Origin of the sequence: Dethiosulfatarculus sandiegensis, from assembly GCF_000931935.2 — a bacterium.
In the GTDB taxonomy this organism is placed as follows: Bacteria; Desulfobacterota; Desulfarculia; order Desulfarculales; family Desulfarculaceae; genus Dethiosulfatarculus; species Dethiosulfatarculus sandiegensis.
Genome location: NZ_AZAC01000005.1, coordinates 31,687 through 46,583, shown reverse-complemented (window position 1 = coordinate 46,583; position 14,897 = coordinate 31,687). Strand labels below are relative to the sequence as shown.

The window sequence follows — 14,897 nt, the reverse complement described above, 5'->3', positions numbered from 1 at the left end:
CCCGCCCGGCTCATGAGATCCACTAATCTAGGAGCCGGACTTGGCTTTGGCCCTACTCAGTGAGTAGCCGACGGCCGGGATTGCAGCGATTAGGCCCCCTGCTATACGCTCCACGCTTGAGACCAGGGTGTCGGCCTCGCCTTGTCCCAAAATGCCGCATGCCACGCCGATTCCGGTAAGGCATGTAGCGAGTGTCACCCAAAACTCTGTGGTTTTGTAACCCGGTTTTTGTTCCTTTTTTTCTTGCATTTTGCTTGCCTCCAATAGTTAATTTTATGGCGAAAAAACGATAATAGTGTATAATAAAATTATCGTTTTTTATCTTTAAGTGCGTTCCATTTTTTCGCTAATTCATCCTATCCCATTCCAAACTTTTTTGACCAAAGCCGCGCATCTGCGCGACCAGCCGTGGCCCCATTTGGCCTGATCCGGCCGGAGGGCAACGCGCTTGGCGTGGTAGGCTTGCCTGCGCCAAATCAGGCCGGACACCAGGTAACGAAATCGGCAAGACATGCACAACAGTTTTTCGGACCCTAAAATGCCGGTGACGGCATCAATGCCTTGCATGGTCTTGGGGCCTATGATTCCATCAGCTTCAAGCTTTTGGTCTGGGGATAGCAGGTCATTAAGCTCAAGTTGAAGCCATTGAACTGACTTTCGCACTCCGCAAAGCACGGCTGAATCGAACAAGGCAAGATCCAAAAGGGGCGGTAATGATTCGCCTTTTATAGGCAGCCAGTAGTCCTGGAAATAGATTTCCAGGGCTCGGGGCAGGGTTAAGGGCACCCGACCATGGTGCCTGGCGCTTATGCCAAATCTGGTTCGACCGCCCGGATCGGCGGGGTGGTCAGACTCTTTGCCCCAACCCTCATGATCAAGCACGAAGTTAACTGCGGGCAGAAATGCCCCGTAATATTGTTGCCTGAAGGGCAGTAGCCTTTTATCCATCATGCCCCCACAGATCACGGGTGTAGATATCCGGGTCAGGCGCGCGCACCCCTTGCGCCCCAAAAAGCCCCTCCAACCGCTCAAGGCTTATGTCCACCGCCTCAATCCCGGCCTGGTTCAAAGCCGCCTGCAATGTAACGCTCAGATCCCGATACTCCCCTTGCACCGCCTTTATCCAAGCCCGCACCGCATCAGCCGGAGCCGGGCTTAAACCCGCCTCTTTTCGCTCATTTATGTAATCCATAAGGTTCAGCTTAAGGTCTGTGTCATAGCGGGTAGAACCGTCGGGCTTAAAGCGAATAAACCTCTGCACATTGCGCTTAAGCTCGCGGTGTTTGGCCCGCTTGGCCAGGGCCAGGGCCTCGGCTGGAGTGGGCTCAGGAGGTGGCGTGTGCTCCAGTTCACCGGTTATTTGGTTGTATGTGTAATCATCAAATGGATGCTGTAAAACTAAATCAAGCACGATAAACCCATCACCAAATCTACTTAAATCTGTACCCGAGAATGCAGACTCGACGACTTTATTTGTCGCCAGATCAACAACATACTTCATCGTCCAAACCCTCCCGGTAGATGAACACATTTGATATAGAGAGAGCCCTGCTGACCGTAGTCACTCTTTGTCCAGATTTGCCCACTACTGTTTGTTATTCGCAAGGCTTCGGCTTGATACGTGTTATCCGTGATGCCGGAATCGCCGATAATTAGGCCAAAACCATCGCCCGAATTCGAATACGGGGCGATACCATTGCCGATAAATACACGGTTGCAATTTTCTAGGGCTCCCGTGTTATTACGGATATATATCCCTATTTGATTTGTAGTCTTAAGAGGTGGGCCAACAGTAACCAATGTATCAACTGATGGCCAGGAAGACGTGCTGTAAACTACTACGGTACTCTCCATACTTAATATGGATCTTTGTAAGGATGAAGGCCTAAGCGCCCCAGCCTGAGCAAGCACAAAACCAATGCATCGTTTCAGTCCATCCGCCGAATACCAGCCATCCTTTGCCCCATCATAGGTTGGCACCGTAGTGGTGCTGGTGATCTCGCTGGCGGTCAACGCACTGCCCGAGCTAGGCGCTGCCGCCATAATCCAATACCAGTTGTCCCCACTCGGGCCGACAGTGTGATTAATCGGGGTGTCAACGAGGTACAACCTGCCGTTAATCATCACCTTTCCTGGACTCACGGTAACGGATGACGAATCGTTGTAATCCGCCCAAAGGGTCATATATCCCGGCTCCACCCTGGCCACATCCCCGGGAAGCGCGCTTCCCTCCCCAGGCGTCAATATGCCCAGGTTCACCTGGCTTATGGTGTTGTTGAGCACGGGAGTCTTAAGGGTAACCAGGGTTTGGTCCATGCCTGCGGAATAAAACGCCCCCAGAACCGGGGCATGGACATAGCCCGTGCTTAACTGGGCTCGCACCATGCGGTCTTCCGGAAAATGCCCGGCCACGTCACCGGCTATGGAAAACTGGTCTGTTCCCACATAAAAGACATCCCAGGAGTTACACACCCAACCGCCGTCCAAGTCCCCGTTTAAAGAGGCTAAGTCGGCTTCGAGCTCCGTTGCCCTGGTTTGCAGTGCCGTGATATCTGCACCTTGCGAAGCCCACCACGCCTCGAACTCTGCCCGTGTTTCATGTAGGGCAGCAAGCTCGGTTTGAATATCAGTGAATTTAGAATTGGCAGTATTCAAAACGGGTTCAATCACACCGTTGATCCGCTCAAGCCCAAACTCTTGAACTTCTCTTACTGCTTGTTCCCATGTTATTTTTTGTGCTTCGAGTGCGTGTATCCGTGCGTCAATATCACCAAATATGCGGCCGAAAGTTGCACCGCTAAGCGGGGTAACGCTGTCTTTAATCCTGTATTGCTCGAATCTACGCATTGCATTGCTCCTACTTAGCCACGTCCATACGTTGTGAAACGATATACGGCAGCAATGCGCTGTCTGTTGTGCCCTGAATTTTGATTTTGTAATTTGTGATCCCGGCAGGATCATTTGGCGAAAAATGTGTCACATGACGTGTTGTCCGGTCATCGAGCGCAGTTGTTGTCACAGTGCCGGTGTATTCGGTTTCCCCGTCAATCAGCTTCACAACGCAAGTGTGATGTGCCGGGTCATAATCATCGAGGAGCAGGATTACATCAATATCGGCGCTGGGGGTGGACAGGGTCCGCATTGTAGACAAATGCAAGAAATCAACGTCCGGACGTTGTGCGCGCAGGCGCGAACCCGGCAACTCGAGCCCGGGCATCAAGTCCTTTGTTCCGACAAATGTCGCCCGTAAATTGCACATCGCGGGGAGGTTGTGCAAGGCGTCTGATGTGTTGCCCGCAACCGGAACCCAGGTGCCGGTCCCGTCAGCCTGGTACTCAAGCACTAGGCTGGTGGAGGCAGGCTCGGTCCAGGGGGCCAAGAGGTCCAGGGCGCAGATGCCCTCAGCCAGACTTATTGGGTTCAGTCCAACAGTGACTCGGTTTTCGCGGAATTGGCAGAAATACAATGACAGTTTCAGGTCGTAATTTGTGTGAGGCTGATAGTAGTCGCCATCGGTGCTCTTAAAAAGCGTGCCTTGTATATATTCGGTGCCCTGAACCAGAGTAACGGAATGATTACCCCCCGTTGCGATTACCAGTGAGTATCGTTTCCCCGCATCCAGGAAAACGGGCTGGGGGAATCGGAAGGGAACCTCGCCTGTTGAAAGGTTTGCGGCCTCCACCTGAGTCATTGCGATTGCCCTTTCCGGGAGGGGTTCTCCTGTTTCGGAGCATTCGCAAATTGCAAGGTGTACAGCGCCGTCAGCCCCAACTTTACTAAACCAGAGCCCGATTTCAGCAAGCCAACCTGATTGACTGATCAGCACGGTCTGTGCGATTTCGCAGCCATTGATCGTGTGTTTTGTATTGATCGTATACCAATACGGCTCAATCCATGTATATTTTATGTAAGTTGTGTATGTCCCGTCGTCCTTCAACATTTTAGCGACAACATCTTTACGTATGCGTTCGCCTTTTGGTGTGGTTGGCGGTGTCTCTGGAGCGTGGAACACCCTGTCAACGACCCTATGCGTGAGATTATGCCCCCATTTCCCACCCGATTTTTTCCATTTGTTGCCTTCGCCGTAGTAGATACGCACACGTGTACGAGTGCCAAGAACGCGCTGGCTGGTCTTGTATGCATATTGGCTGATGTTTAAGCTGCCGGCCCCACCTGTTGTTTTAAGCCTGGCCTCAAGGTCATATGCGGGAAGCACCAGTCCGTTTTTATTGACAACGGATACCTCGTAGGGATTGAACAGGGCAAGCTGTTGCTCGGTGAGTCCGGCCCAGGGGAAACGAAGTCCCATGTCAATGCGGGCGTGATAAGTTGGGTCTGTTTCGTCGGACTCGTCAATAAGGAAAAAATCATCCGACTCGTAAGCATTGTATGAGCTGGGCAGCGCTAACGTCTCTTTGATCGCTGCGATATCCCCTGCCATTGCGACAATCATATTGCCGGATGTCGCGGCATTAATCTTTGCCATCAACGCGCTCATGTCTGTCATAAGGCTGGCTATCTTAGGGGCAGCGGTTGTTATCCATGCGGCATTCGCGAGTACAGTCTGATGCGTGTCGAAAAGCCTCATAAGCTTTTTATTGTCGGCCATTTCGATTTCCTGGACTCCGCTTGAGTTCAGGAGCACATAACCAACCAGGGTGTAATTTGTGGGCTCTTCCGGCTTTTGCGGGTCCGGACTTTCCATGCCGGGGGTAATTAAGCTAACAACCTCGCTGCGGGATTCCATGGCCACGGCGCGTGGCTCCATCTGGCCGGTTTCGGCATCGATCTCAAAATCACGGGGCTGGATATCGGTTTCCACTTCCTGGCCGATTACACTGATAGCCAGCCATTTTTCATCGGTGACCGGTAAGTATGAAAAAATGGAAATACGCTCCGCCTCGTCTTTCCGGAAAACCTTTCCCACCGGTCCATCCCAAAGCCGTCCGGCGGCGATTTCTATTTCAGTGGCGGCTGGGCTGGTAATATTCAGCCCTACAAACATTTTTTCAGCTGTGATCGCATCGGTGATGACGTGCTGGAAAGATTCGTCGGCAAACAGTTGGGCGTTGTTCAGGTCTGCGGCTTGTAGTTCTTGTCTGTCTCTGTAAATAACCTGACGTTCCATGACTAAAAAACCTCCATCTGGTAATCACCGGCTTTTGCGCTACCCGCCAAAACGCCGGAGCTTGCTTTGACTACACGATGATTTGTGATTGACAGTAAGAGCTTGTCTGAAGCCCGTTTGGACAGGCGGGCAACGTTGCATATCTGGTCTATGCGCTTTTTGGCTGAGGATGTGTAGGCGTGGTTTGTGCGGGTAATTCCAGTCCCTAAGTGCATGCCTTTGCCCCGCCTTCTGGCTGTTGCATCCACGGCTACGCTTGCCGTATGGGCGGGCAGGCCGCTCAGGCAAAACCGGCCTGTAAATTTGATAGCCCGGCGAGCACGGGGGACGGCCCGGGCCGGATCAAAAAGGCGGGCGCTTTTATATACGCGTTCTGCCGCTGTGCTGGGTTTTAAACATGTTTTGTTCAAAATGCAGCGGTTGGTGTCCGGATAAACATCGGTCCATCGGTTCGTCGGGAACACACCATACGCCGGTGCAGGCTGGTAAATTTCACGGGGGTAAATGCTGATTGGGTCAAGGCTGGGCTTAATGGCCAAGGTGTGACGGCGTTCAATTTCATTCCTGTAAGCCCGGTTGAGCTTTAGCGTATAGAAACGCAGGCAGGCCTGATGATCAATCACACAGCCTTTTAATACCCGGCCGCAAACTTGTCCCCGATTGGTGGTGGGCTTGCGGATCTCCACCACCTCCTGGCCGATGCGCTCCACGTTTTCGCGCTCAATCAAGAGGCTGTGTAAGTCGGTCACGCTGCCGTCCAGGGGATCATGCAGTTCAACTTTTTGGCCTATCCTCAAAAGGGCGTCCGAGGTGTTGGGGTAGCGGGCTAAGTCGGCCCCTGGATTTCCCAAACAGCCGCCGCAAACCAGTCCGCACTTTTGCCCCAAATTTCTAAAGGGATAGACCCTGATTTCAGGATGCGGCGCTTCAAATGCCTGGCGCTCTTCATTCGTGAGCGAAGCCCCACAAAAGGATTTTGTGGGCGGTGACGCAGCCAGGAGTTCGCGGTTAAGCAGCACCCGCCAATACAAGGCCAACCCGTATTCGGTGCCCTTGAATCGGTGCCAGTCGTAAACATTTTCGACCAGCCAAAGCTTTTTTGCCTTGGAATCCGCGTATTCCCAGCCATCAATGTGCAGCCCCCAACCCAGGTGGTCCAGGAGGTCTTCACTAAGCTCGGGCAGGCGGGACCAGATGTGGATATTTCCGATGGCTTTGGCAACGGAATCAAGCTGTACGCCACTACCGTCGGCTGCGGCCTGGATTTGGCCGTCGCTAGAAATGCTGGGGGGGGGCAACCTTTGGAGGGTGTCACTCATTGGTCAGCCCTCCATATATAATAGATGCGCTTTCGGCCTGGGCTACTTGCCAGGGTTCCAGGCTTTGGAATTCCGGGGTGGCCACCTCCACCCGCTGGATGCCGTCAATCGATTGGATTTGAGCAATCAGCTCACTTGGGCGGATGCTGCGGCCGAGTTTCGCCTTTTGCCAGGCAATGTAGTTATCCACCTCGGCTATCACCCTGCGCTCAATGGCTGCGGCTTGGTTGGCATAGCTGGTCAATACCCAGTATTTGCCGTTGATGCTGTAAGGCACTGCATCAGGGTAATGGACGGTGACCAGGTCGGTGAGGGGCCGCACTTTTTTGTCACCCATTTGGGCGGCTACTGCGGCAATGATCTCCGGGGTGGGCATCTCGCCGCCTGCCAGCAGCGGGGATACGGAAATTTTGCCAGGCGCAGGGCTCCAGACGGCCACATCGGAAATGGCCTGGCTCACGCTCATTGCGTGGTATCGGTAGGCGTCTTTTGGCCCGGCGCAGGATAGCCGCTCCGGGGCAAGCTGCACCCGGCCGCGAAAGCGGGCGTCGCTTTCAGAGTCAACACCGCCAAGGGAGATGGCGGTGTTGACCACTGTGGCCACGTAGGTTGGGCGGTCAACCATTTGGTTAAGCTGGCCAGGCTGAAAGCCGTTGCCCACGGTTCCAAGGGCCTGGCATGTGGCGACCACCTCAACACTGTTCTGCCCGGCCGGGATAACCGCCTCTTGGTCGGTGGCAAAATAAAGCGAGCCGTCGGCTGTAACCCGGCTGCCCTGGTATATCACCACATCCCAGTTCAAAGGGCTGGCCAGGCTGTAGCGCAGGGTGGTGCTGGCCGGTGATTCCCCCAGGCGGGTGGTGTTCAAAAGCGCGCCAAGGTGATCCAGGTAGCCGGAATCGGCATATGTCACCAGGTTCATTTTGCCCGCATAATCAATCTGGAACCGCTGCAACGCGATTACATAGGCCACAGCTTCGCAAAAAAGCCGCTCCGGCGCACCGGGATACAGGGCCTTGCCGGTGATCCGTTCGTAGTCCGCGATCACTGCGGCTTCCACTTTGGCCGCATCGGTTTCACAAAATGCGATTTCTGGAAGGCTATTCAGGTTCATCCTGCACCTCAATCTTCACGATCGGAGTCAACCTGCCGCCCATGGCTTCAACCTCAATTTCCTGCCAATTCACGGCCAGAACCTTGGCCCTTGGTTCGTATTTCCGTACCTGGTCAACAATCTCAGCCCCTAACAAAGCCTTGGCCCTGGGGGCGGGCTGATCAATCAGGCCAAAGTCAAGGCCAAAATCACGGTCAAGCGGCACGCTGCCTTTGGGTGTGGTTATGATCATGCGGACATTCTGGGCCACGTCGGTGACCAGGTCGCCGGGCGCGAACTCAATGGGTCTGGGGCTTGAATCAACTAATAATTCCGCCATCACCTGTACTCCTTGAGCCGAACATCGGCTGAGGCGAATAAGAGCACGCCGTCATTTGCCACTCTGGTCCATGTGCCGGTTAACTCTTCCAGGACGAATTCACCCAGATTCAGCCCGCCTATCATCAGGGTGTGGGCCTTGTGGTCACGCACTACTTGCCTTAGCCGGGTTAGCTCGTCTTGGGGAACGCAGAACGCCTGGTGGAATTTCATGGCCAGCCCAACCTTGATTAATTCCAGTCCCAGGAATTGGAGCTTTTGTTCCAGATTCAACACATCGTGGGTGGCGTATCTGGCCCGGTTTTCCTCCCGCAAATCCTCAAAAGTGCGGATGTGGGCCATGCTTGTTTCAAAGCAGATTGGGCCGAATGCCCCTATTTGATCGCCCTTAGCCATCGCACTCGGTCTCCTGGTGGATTACTTCAATGGGCTTCAAATCCGGCTCGCCCGGCCCGGTCATTTGGTAGGGCAGGCGCACGACGGGGGTTAGGAACTCCACGCCTTCGCCCGCCGCAATGATCAGTTTGCCTCGGCAATGGATCTGCATCTTGCCTTCGGCCCGGTCGTATTCCATCCAGGTTCCGTCCACCCATCGCATGTGGGTTTTGTTTGGGCAGGAGACCGGCACAGGGTCTGGGTCTGAATAGATAGCGCCAAGGACAAACCCCTTTTGCAGGCCGTCGGCAAAGGGAACAAACAGGCAGACCACCTGCTCATCGATGTCCGGCATCCTGTATGCCTTATCCATATAGGTGGCCGGATAAAGCACTGTAAGCTCATAGGTTTCCAGGCAATCGGCATCTATGAGCCGCACCCGCACCTTGCCCTTTTCGGGAAGCTGCAAGGTGACCACGCCGATTCTAAGCACTTGGTGCATGGCACCTTCCAAGGCGGTCAAGCGGCGCTCTATTGAGTCCAAGGCGATCATCAGTATCCGATTACCTTTCTGGCCTTAAGCGCGGTTGTGTAGCCCCCGCTGCCGTCCACCGTATGCCGGGCTTCGTCCACAAAATAGCGGCCGTCGTATTTGCCGAAGCCTTTAACCTCTTGCACCTGAGTAGCCCGCAATCGGGGATCACCCATCAGGGTGAAATCGGCCTTTACTTCAGAGCGGTTTTTCCGACGGAGGTTTGAGGCAGCCAGGGCGTTGGCCTCGGCTTCGGTTTTGACTTCTTGGTTGATTTTCAGGACTTCACCTGTGGGCGGGGCATCGGCTGGGAAGCATTCGCCTTTAATCATAAGGCGCAGGTCGGGGTGCCAATAACTCACCTCGCAGCCTTTGTATTTGTCAAAGCTTTGGGCATCGAATCGGTAATCAATCAGCCAGGTTTCGCCGCGCTTGATTTGGCCATGCGGGCCGCGCTGGTCAAAGCTTTTGCCGGAGTACACTATCAATTGGCTGTCTGCGATTTTGATGCTGTTGCCCGCATCAAGGCAGAGGCGGCGTAGAAAGGCCATGTCTGATTCTTCGCGCTGGTCTTCCCGCTCGTAATGGGGGTTATTGCCCTCCCAGGCCAGGGCCAGGCCAGCATTGGCAGCAACAGCCCCGGCGATTGCCTTCAGATCCACATTTTCCCAACCCTTGCTTTTCTTTTGGGCTTGAGCGTTCCTGGAAACCCGGCGGCTCACCGCGCGGATCTCCACTGTGTCGGGCGGGCCGGAGAGGCAGATCCCCTGGATTTCAAACTCCCCACAATTCAAAACCAGGTGATCACCTGGAACAAACCAGTCGTGGCAATGGATAACCGCTCGGACCACCTCGCTTTTGGCAGGCCGCCAGGGGCCTTGCCATTTCCGGTCCCTGTCCTCCAAGTGCGCGCAGAGTTCATCCAGCTGGCCGTGGGCGTGATCTGTGTAATCCGCGAGTAGGCAATGCTCACCCAGATCCACGCCCCGGTAGATCAGTTCCAAGCGGGCCTTTCTGGCTATCTTTTCTGCCATGGCGGCGGCTCCTCTTCGGCGGGGATTGATATATCCGGCACATTCAGCTTGAGATCAGCAGGCAGGATCTGCAGGTGGCGGTGTTTTGGATTCGCAGCCAAAAGGTGGTGCAAATGGTCTTCGCGCCCCCACAGCTCTGCGGCGATCTGGTCCCAGGCCTGGCCCTGGGTGGTGTTGTAGGACTTAGGCATTGCCCACCCCCAACCTGGTTTGTCGTGAGAATACGGATTCAATTGTTCGTTCGACCAGGCGGGTAAGCTCCACCCGATCGTTTACCAAGGCCCGGTTTATTGATTTTGTGTCTTCGCCCGGTGCATGGATAGTTGGGTGATAGTCCAGGGCTATCTCGATAGGCCCTGGGCTGTGGAGCCGATCAATCATCTGTGATATCGGCGTTGGCTGGGAAATCGCCTCAGTGATTATGTTGCCTTGCCCTTGGATGGGCGGCTCGGGCTTTATCAGGTGGCTCAATTTTGCCAAAGTTGTATTTAATTGAGCCAACCCTGGAATATTGCCAATAAAACTAAGGTGTTTATTTGGTTCAATCTGGGTTGCTGGCTTGGCTGCGATGGGCAGGGGCTTAGCCTTGGCTTGGGTGGTGCCTACCGGTATTTGTTGGCTCAATACAGTGGCCTTGTATTCCCGAAGGCCCATGACAGCGTTGACCAGGTCAATGCCAAGGACATTTTTAAGGCCAAGCAATGAGCCGGTAATAAGGGCCAGGCCGGGAATAGAAGGCATGGGGCGACTGGTTTTTTTGGCCTCTTTTTTGGGGCCGGGCGAAAGGTTCACCGCCATGGGCTTGGGCTTGGCTTGGGTTGCGGCTACCGGTGCCTGTTGTTTCAATGCCGTGGCCTTATTTTCCCGAAGGCCCATGACAGCGTTGACCAGGTCAATGCCAAGGACGTTTTTAAGGCCAAGCAATGAGCCTGTAATAAGGGCCAGGCCGGGAACAGAGGGCATGGGGCTACTGGTTTTCTTGGTCTCTTTTTTAGGGCCGGTAGAAAGGTTTACCGGCATGAGCTTGGGTTTGGCCTGGATAGCGGCCACCGGTGCCCGTCGTTCCAATGCCGTGGCCTTGTATTCCCGAAGGCCCATGACAGTGTTGACCAGGTCAATGCCAAGGACATTTTTAAGGCCAAGTAATGAGCCGGTAATAAGGGCCAGGCCGGGAACGGAGGGTATGGGGCTACTGGTTTTCTTGGCCTCTTTTTTGGGGCCGGTCGAGATGTTCACCGCCATGGGCTTGGGTTTGGCCTGGGCTTGGGTGGTGGCCAGCTTTGGCTTTGCTTCTTGGTTTGTGCGCAGGGTTATTTTTTCTTTTAACGCTGAAATGGCGTTGACTAGGTCAATACCCAGGACATGTTGGAGCCCGGCAATAGAGCCTGTGAGAAGCGTCAGGCCGGGAATGGGGTGCGCCGGTGTGGGTTTTTCTGTTGCCTTTGGCTTGGGCTGTTCCGCCTTGGCTGCTTCTTTTTTTGCCTCAGGCTTGGCTTTAATTTGAGCTGCAACCGGTTTTTTATTCGCAACCGGTTCTTCCAGAGCTTCCTCTGCCGATGTGGGTGCGGATGTAATGTCCTTGGCTGCCAGCCCGGCATCAATAGCTAAAGATGCAGCAGTGCCGATGCCCGGTATCAAACTCACCAGGCCCGAACCCACTTCCATGAGCCCGCCCAAAAAATCACCGCTTAGCGCCCGTTCAAGGCCAAAGGCCGCGCCTGCAATCAGCCCTACGCCGGGGATCTTTTTCAGGGCGGACTTGCCCAGGGCCTTGGCCCCGGTTTTGGCCGCGACCTTGGCAACACTTTTGCCCACTGCCTTGGATGCGATTTTTCCGGCAGAACTAGCTGCTTTTATGGCGGTGTTAGCCGCGACTTTGGCCCCTGAACCGGAGGTGGCCGCATTTATAGCCAGGCTGCCTGCCGCCCCGGTTGCCCAGGCCCCGGCACCCCTGGCCGCACTGGCCAGGCCGCCCAGCCTTCGGCCAAGGCTGCGCCTGCCTGCCCGAAAACGGGTGCGTGCACGGGAGCGTAATGAGCGCTTTTTACCCCTGGTTTTGCCTTTTTTCTTACCACCTTCTCCCGGCAGGTCTGCGGCCAACCCATCGCCCATACCACCTGGCCAGTTGGTCACAAAAACCGGCGCAGCGCCACTCACCCCACCGGTCAGGGCTCCGACTAAATCACCTCTCCCCTTACGCCCGGCCCGGCCTGTACGCCCTTTCTTGCCGCCCAGGCCAAACCGGTAGCCCAGGGCCTTGCCGCCGTGCCACATCTCCTTAAGCCCACCGCCGAAAAACTTTCCAGCCATTTTGAGTGCCTTGAACGCGACAACGCCGCCGATCAGTGCAGCGACGGTCTTTTGTACGGCACCGGTGAGTAAGGGGAACTCAGCCCTCAGGGCGGCGATTTTGTCCAGGATGCCGCCGATTCCGTCGATGGCCGAATCAAGAGTGGGTTTAAGCCCACCGCCAAAGCCCAAGACTTCGGCAGTAAACTTATTGGTCAGCATGATCAGCTTGTTGGCCGTGGTTGAAGCTCGGTTTCCAAATTCCCGGTGCATGCTACCGGCGTATTTGGTTTTATCAGCGACCAGGCCTACGGCTTTTTTGTATTGATCCATGCTGCCTACGAGCGTGGCTATATCATCGGCAAACTCGCGGCCAAACAAATCAACCAGGATTCCCATTTTTTGGTCGGGATCAGCCCCTTCCAACGCTTCCAGGAATTCCATCAATGCCCCCTGGGCATCATTTTTAATGGCGTCTTTCAGCTCATAGGCATCCATTCCGATCGCGCTTAACGCCCGCTTAAAAGCAGCACTGCCCTTGTCTGCAGTCATCAACTTTGTCAACATGCTGTTGATTGCCGTGCCTGCGACTTCCGGTGGCTTGCCCAGGGCTATAAATGCATCAGCCAAAGCCGCGCTATTGGCCGCAGAAAGGCCGAACTGTTTACTGGTTGATCCGATACGCAGCATTGCCGCGACTATTTCGCGGGATTTGGCGGCGGTGTTGTCTGAGAGATGGTTTACCGCATCGCCCAAAAGCTCTATTTGCCCAATGGGGATGCCGTAAACATTGGAAAGTTTTGCAGACGCTTCACCAGCCTCTGAAGCGGCCATATCAAAGGCAACGGACATTTTGCTGGTAGTTGTGACAAATGGCCTAAGATTTTTGGCCGCGACTCCAAGCTGACCGCCTGCAGCGGCTATGGCTGCTAGTTCTGTCGCTTTAAGCGGTATTTTGTTTGCGCTTAACTTGACCAACTCTTTTTGAAACGCAGCTATGCCGCCTTCATAGCCCTTAAAATCAACCACTTTCCGGACATCAGCCATGGCTGATTCCATATCGATGGCAACTTTTCCTGCCCCAATAATCGGCGCTGCGGCCACGGCCAGGCCGGTGATATCAGAGGCTGCGCTTTGCCGAATCTGGCGGCCCTTGGCGGCCTTGGCTTGGGCAGCGGCCAGTTTTCCAGCCTTGGCAATCTGGGCCGCCATGGCCTGGTTGGTTTTCTTTATATCGCTCGCCAGCCGCTTTTCGTGGGTTGATAAGCGTTTTGTGTCTATGCCTGCCCGCTTTAAAGCTGTGCTTGTTTTCCGGAGTTCATCTGCCTTGGCGCGCCAGGCCTTTTTGGCGTGGGTGGCGCTGATTCCACCTGCTTTGGCTTCGGTTTTAAGGGCCTTCAGCTCACGTTTAAGGTTTCGGTAGCCTTGAATCTGCCCGGCTTGGCGGGATGACTCATGCAGCCTGGATTGCAGGCCTTGGAATTTACCGCCTGAAAGTTTGGCCGCAATGCCGGAAGAGCGCAAAGCCTGGGCAGCGTCTTTGTTTTCCCGGCTTAAGTGCTGTAGCTCTTTTGTTTGATTATTTATGGCATGGTTGGTCTTACCCAGGGCTTTGCCTGTCCGCTTAAGTTCGGCATTGCTTGCGCCCCAGGCCTGCCTGGCCTTTGCGTTTGCCCGATCTGAGGCAAGCGCCCTTTTTTCGGTTGAGAAAATGGATTCGCTCACCTGCTTGAATGCAGCGGCAGTTTTACGGGCTCCTTTTTGCCCGATTATGAAAGCAAGTCTCTTTTCCACATTATCTCTTATTACTTAGGGTTAGGGCGGCATTTGCCCAGTCGGTCAGTTCATTGGCCGGCACCAGGAGCCAGCCAGGCGCATTGCCATAGCCCGCCCTGGCCAGGGCCAGGGCCAGGACAAAGGCATCTTGCCTGCCGGGCCAGGCGATTAGAGCAAAAAAGATATGGCTTCCGCTGCCACGGCGTTGGCATCTCTGGCGGGGAGATCCAACAAATCGTCAACCGGCCTTTTCAGGGCCTTGGCCGCCAGGCAAAGGCCATAGCCCACCTGGCTGCCTGCGGCGTTGATGGCATCACGGGCGCTTTCGGCTTCAATCAGATCCCGGCCAGTGAGCCTTTCAAAGTCCAGGTCAAGGTTGTCATGCTTCTTTTCGTCCCAGACAACCGGCGCGCTTAGCTTCACGGTGATCATTTTCCGTTGTCCTTTCTCATTTCAAATGGCAGGCTGGGCTTAAATTCCTAAATCGCTTCTCACGCTCTCCAGGTAATCTTTGCCGTCGATTTTGCAGATAAAATTGAGCTTATCAATTTCAATCCATTCTTTGTCCGCAAGCAAAAGCTTGAGATAGATCACTTCGAATTCGTTGCCTGCGTCCATTTTTTCGCCGCTGGCCAGCTTGCCCAGGGGTGTCTTTTTGGGGATGGCCTTGGTGACTATTTTCAAGGGGGTGGTGGCGTAGGTGCCGTTTGTACTGTCATATGTCTGCACCGAGCCCCGCAGTTCGATTTTGTGTGCCTTGGGCGCAGTCATGGCAAGTTGGGCATCAGTTGTGGTGCGCCAGTTCAGCTTCAGGGTAAGCGCACCGTAATGCCCTTGGATCGGCATATCAGCTGTGCCTGCAATGCCCGCACCCTTGATCTCTTCGGTGATGGCCTCCAACTCCGGAAGCTCCACATCCACTGTGCCGAGAAGTGCGCCGTCGTCGGCATATGCCCTGAAGTTATTCAATATTTGGGGTATCTTGCCTTTTTCCATAATTCAGTTCTCCTCT

Annotated in this window: 15 protein-coding genes; all 15 read right to left on the bottom strand. The window is 54.6% G+C overall.

Annotation, left to right across the window (positions count from 1 at the left end; all coding sequences use genetic code 11):
* Window positions 1-27 precede the first annotated feature (27 nt).
* The 15 genes from X474_RS05210 to X474_RS05140 all read right to left on the bottom strand — a co-directional run bounded on the left by X474_RS05210 (window position 28) and on the right by X474_RS05140 (window position 14,881).
* On the bottom strand, window positions 28-249 hold the full coding sequence (locus tag X474_RS05210; protein WP_044347279.1) for a hypothetical protein: 222 nt from the start codon (window positions 247-249) through the stop codon (window positions 28-30).
* A 102-nt stretch (window positions 250-351) separates the two neighbouring features.
* Window positions 352-948 (bottom strand): glycoside hydrolase family 108 protein, encoded by a 597-nt coding sequence (locus X474_RS05205; protein WP_052514886.1) that lies wholly within the window; start codon window positions 946-948, stop codon window positions 352-354.
* Window positions 941-1,501 (bottom strand): hypothetical protein, encoded by a 561-nt coding sequence (locus X474_RS05200; RefSeq protein WP_156360635.1) that lies wholly within the window; start codon window positions 1,499-1,501, stop codon window positions 941-943. Before X474_RS05200 ends, X474_RS05205 begins: the two co-directional genes overlap by 8 nt.
* A complete protein-coding gene (locus X474_RS05195) occupies window positions 1,498-2,847 on the bottom strand; it encodes a hypothetical protein (protein ID WP_044347277.1) in 1,350 nt (449 codons plus the stop codon). The genes X474_RS05200 and X474_RS05195 overlap by 4 nt, the downstream gene beginning before the upstream one ends.
* Window positions 2,848-2,857: 10 nt before the next feature.
* Complete coding sequence (locus tag X474_RS05190) at window positions 2,858-5,128, bottom strand: hypothetical protein (RefSeq protein WP_044347275.1); 2,271 nt, start codon at window positions 5,126-5,128, stop codon at window positions 2,858-2,860.
* Window positions 5,129-5,130: 2 nt separating this feature from the next.
* A complete protein-coding gene (locus tag X474_RS05185) occupies window positions 5,131-6,447 on the bottom strand; it encodes a phage tail protein (RefSeq protein ID WP_044347274.1) in 1,317 nt (438 codons plus the stop codon).
* Window positions 6,440-7,561 (bottom strand): baseplate assembly protein, encoded by a 1,122-nt coding sequence (locus tag X474_RS05180; RefSeq protein WP_044347273.1) that lies wholly within the window; start codon window positions 7,559-7,561, stop codon window positions 6,440-6,442. The genes X474_RS05185 and X474_RS05180 overlap by 8 nt, the downstream gene beginning before the upstream one ends.
* A complete protein-coding gene (locus tag X474_RS05175; RefSeq protein WP_044347271.1) occupies window positions 7,548-7,880 on the bottom strand; it encodes a GPW/gp25 family protein in 333 nt (110 codons plus the stop codon). The genes X474_RS05180 and X474_RS05175 overlap by 14 nt, the downstream gene beginning before the upstream one ends.
* Entirely contained in the window at window positions 7,880-8,275 is a 396-nt protein-coding gene (locus X474_RS05170; RefSeq protein ID WP_044347269.1) for a phage tail protein, read from the bottom strand. Before X474_RS05170 ends, X474_RS05175 begins: the two co-directional genes overlap by 1 nt.
* Complete coding sequence (locus X474_RS05165; RefSeq protein WP_052514885.1) at window positions 8,268-8,807, bottom strand: phage baseplate assembly protein V; 540 nt, start codon at window positions 8,805-8,807, stop codon at window positions 8,268-8,270. Before X474_RS05165 ends, X474_RS05170 begins: the two co-directional genes overlap by 8 nt.
* Complete coding sequence (locus tag X474_RS05160) at window positions 8,807-9,820, bottom strand: phage late control D family protein (protein WP_044347268.1); 1,014 nt, start codon at window positions 9,818-9,820, stop codon at window positions 8,807-8,809. The genes X474_RS05165 and X474_RS05160 overlap by 1 nt, the downstream gene beginning before the upstream one ends.
* Complete coding sequence (locus X474_RS05155) at window positions 9,805-10,011, bottom strand: tail protein X (RefSeq protein WP_044347267.1); 207 nt, start codon at window positions 10,009-10,011, stop codon at window positions 9,805-9,807. The genes X474_RS05160 and X474_RS05155 overlap by 16 nt, the downstream gene beginning before the upstream one ends.
* Window positions 10,004-13,903: a phage tail tape measure protein gene (locus X474_RS05150; RefSeq protein WP_052514884.1), complete on the bottom strand. Its 3,900-nt coding sequence runs from the start codon at window positions 13,901-13,903 to the stop codon at window positions 10,004-10,006. Before X474_RS05150 ends, X474_RS05155 begins: the two co-directional genes overlap by 8 nt.
* A 150-nt stretch (window positions 13,904-14,053) precedes the next feature.
* Window positions 14,054-14,317 (bottom strand): phage tail assembly protein, encoded by a 264-nt coding sequence (locus X474_RS05145; RefSeq protein WP_044347266.1) that lies wholly within the window; start codon window positions 14,315-14,317, stop codon window positions 14,054-14,056.
* 39 nt (window positions 14,318-14,356) lie between these two features.
* Entirely contained in the window at window positions 14,357-14,881 is a 525-nt protein-coding gene (locus tag X474_RS05140) for a phage major tail tube protein (protein WP_044347265.1), read from the bottom strand.
* Window positions 14,882-14,897 lie beyond the last annotated feature (16 nt).

Coding starts and splice junctions, on each gene's coding strand:
- X474_RS05210 (WP_044347279.1), bottom strand. CDS start 249: ATGCAAGAAAAAAAGGAACAAAAACCGGGTTACAAAACCACAGAGTTT.
- X474_RS05205 (WP_052514886.1), bottom strand. CDS start 948: ATGGATAAAAGGCTACTGCCCTTCAGGCAACAATATTACGGGGCATTT.
- X474_RS05200 (WP_156360635.1), bottom strand. CDS start 1,501: ATGAAGTATGTTGTTGATCTGGCGACAAATAAAGTCGTCGAGTCTGCA.
- X474_RS05195 (WP_044347277.1), bottom strand. CDS start 2,847: ATGCGTAGATTCGAGCAATACAGGATTAAAGACAGCGTTACCCCGCTT.
- X474_RS05190 (WP_044347275.1), bottom strand. CDS start 5,128: ATGGAACGTCAGGTTATTTACAGAGACAGACAAGAACTACAAGCCGCA.
- X474_RS05185 (WP_044347274.1), bottom strand. CDS start 6,447: ATGAGTGACACCCTCCAAAGGTTGCCCCCCCCCAGCATTTCTAGCGAC.
- X474_RS05180 (WP_044347273.1), bottom strand. CDS start 7,561: ATGAACCTGAATAGCCTTCCAGAAATCGCATTTTGTGAAACCGATGCG.
- X474_RS05175 (WP_044347271.1), bottom strand. CDS start 7,880: ATGGCGGAATTATTAGTTGATTCAAGCCCCAGACCCATTGAGTTCGCG.
- X474_RS05170 (WP_044347269.1), bottom strand. CDS start 8,275: ATGGCTAAGGGCGATCAAATAGGGGCATTCGGCCCAATCTGCTTTGAA.
- X474_RS05165 (WP_052514885.1), bottom strand. CDS start 8,807: ATGATCGCCTTGGACTCAATAGAGCGCCGCTTGACCGCCTTGGAAGGT.
- X474_RS05160 (WP_044347268.1), bottom strand. CDS start 9,820: ATGGCAGAAAAGATAGCCAGAAAGGCCCGCTTGGAACTGATCTACCGG.
- X474_RS05155 (WP_044347267.1), bottom strand. CDS start 10,011: ATGCCTAAGTCCTACAACACCACCCAGGGCCAGGCCTGGGACCAGATC.
- X474_RS05145 (WP_044347266.1), bottom strand. CDS start 14,317: ATGATCACCGTGAAGCTAAGCGCGCCGGTTGTCTGGGACGAAAAGAAG.
- X474_RS05140 (WP_044347265.1), bottom strand. CDS start 14,881: ATGGAAAAAGGCAAGATACCCCAAATATTGAATAACTTCAGGGCATAT.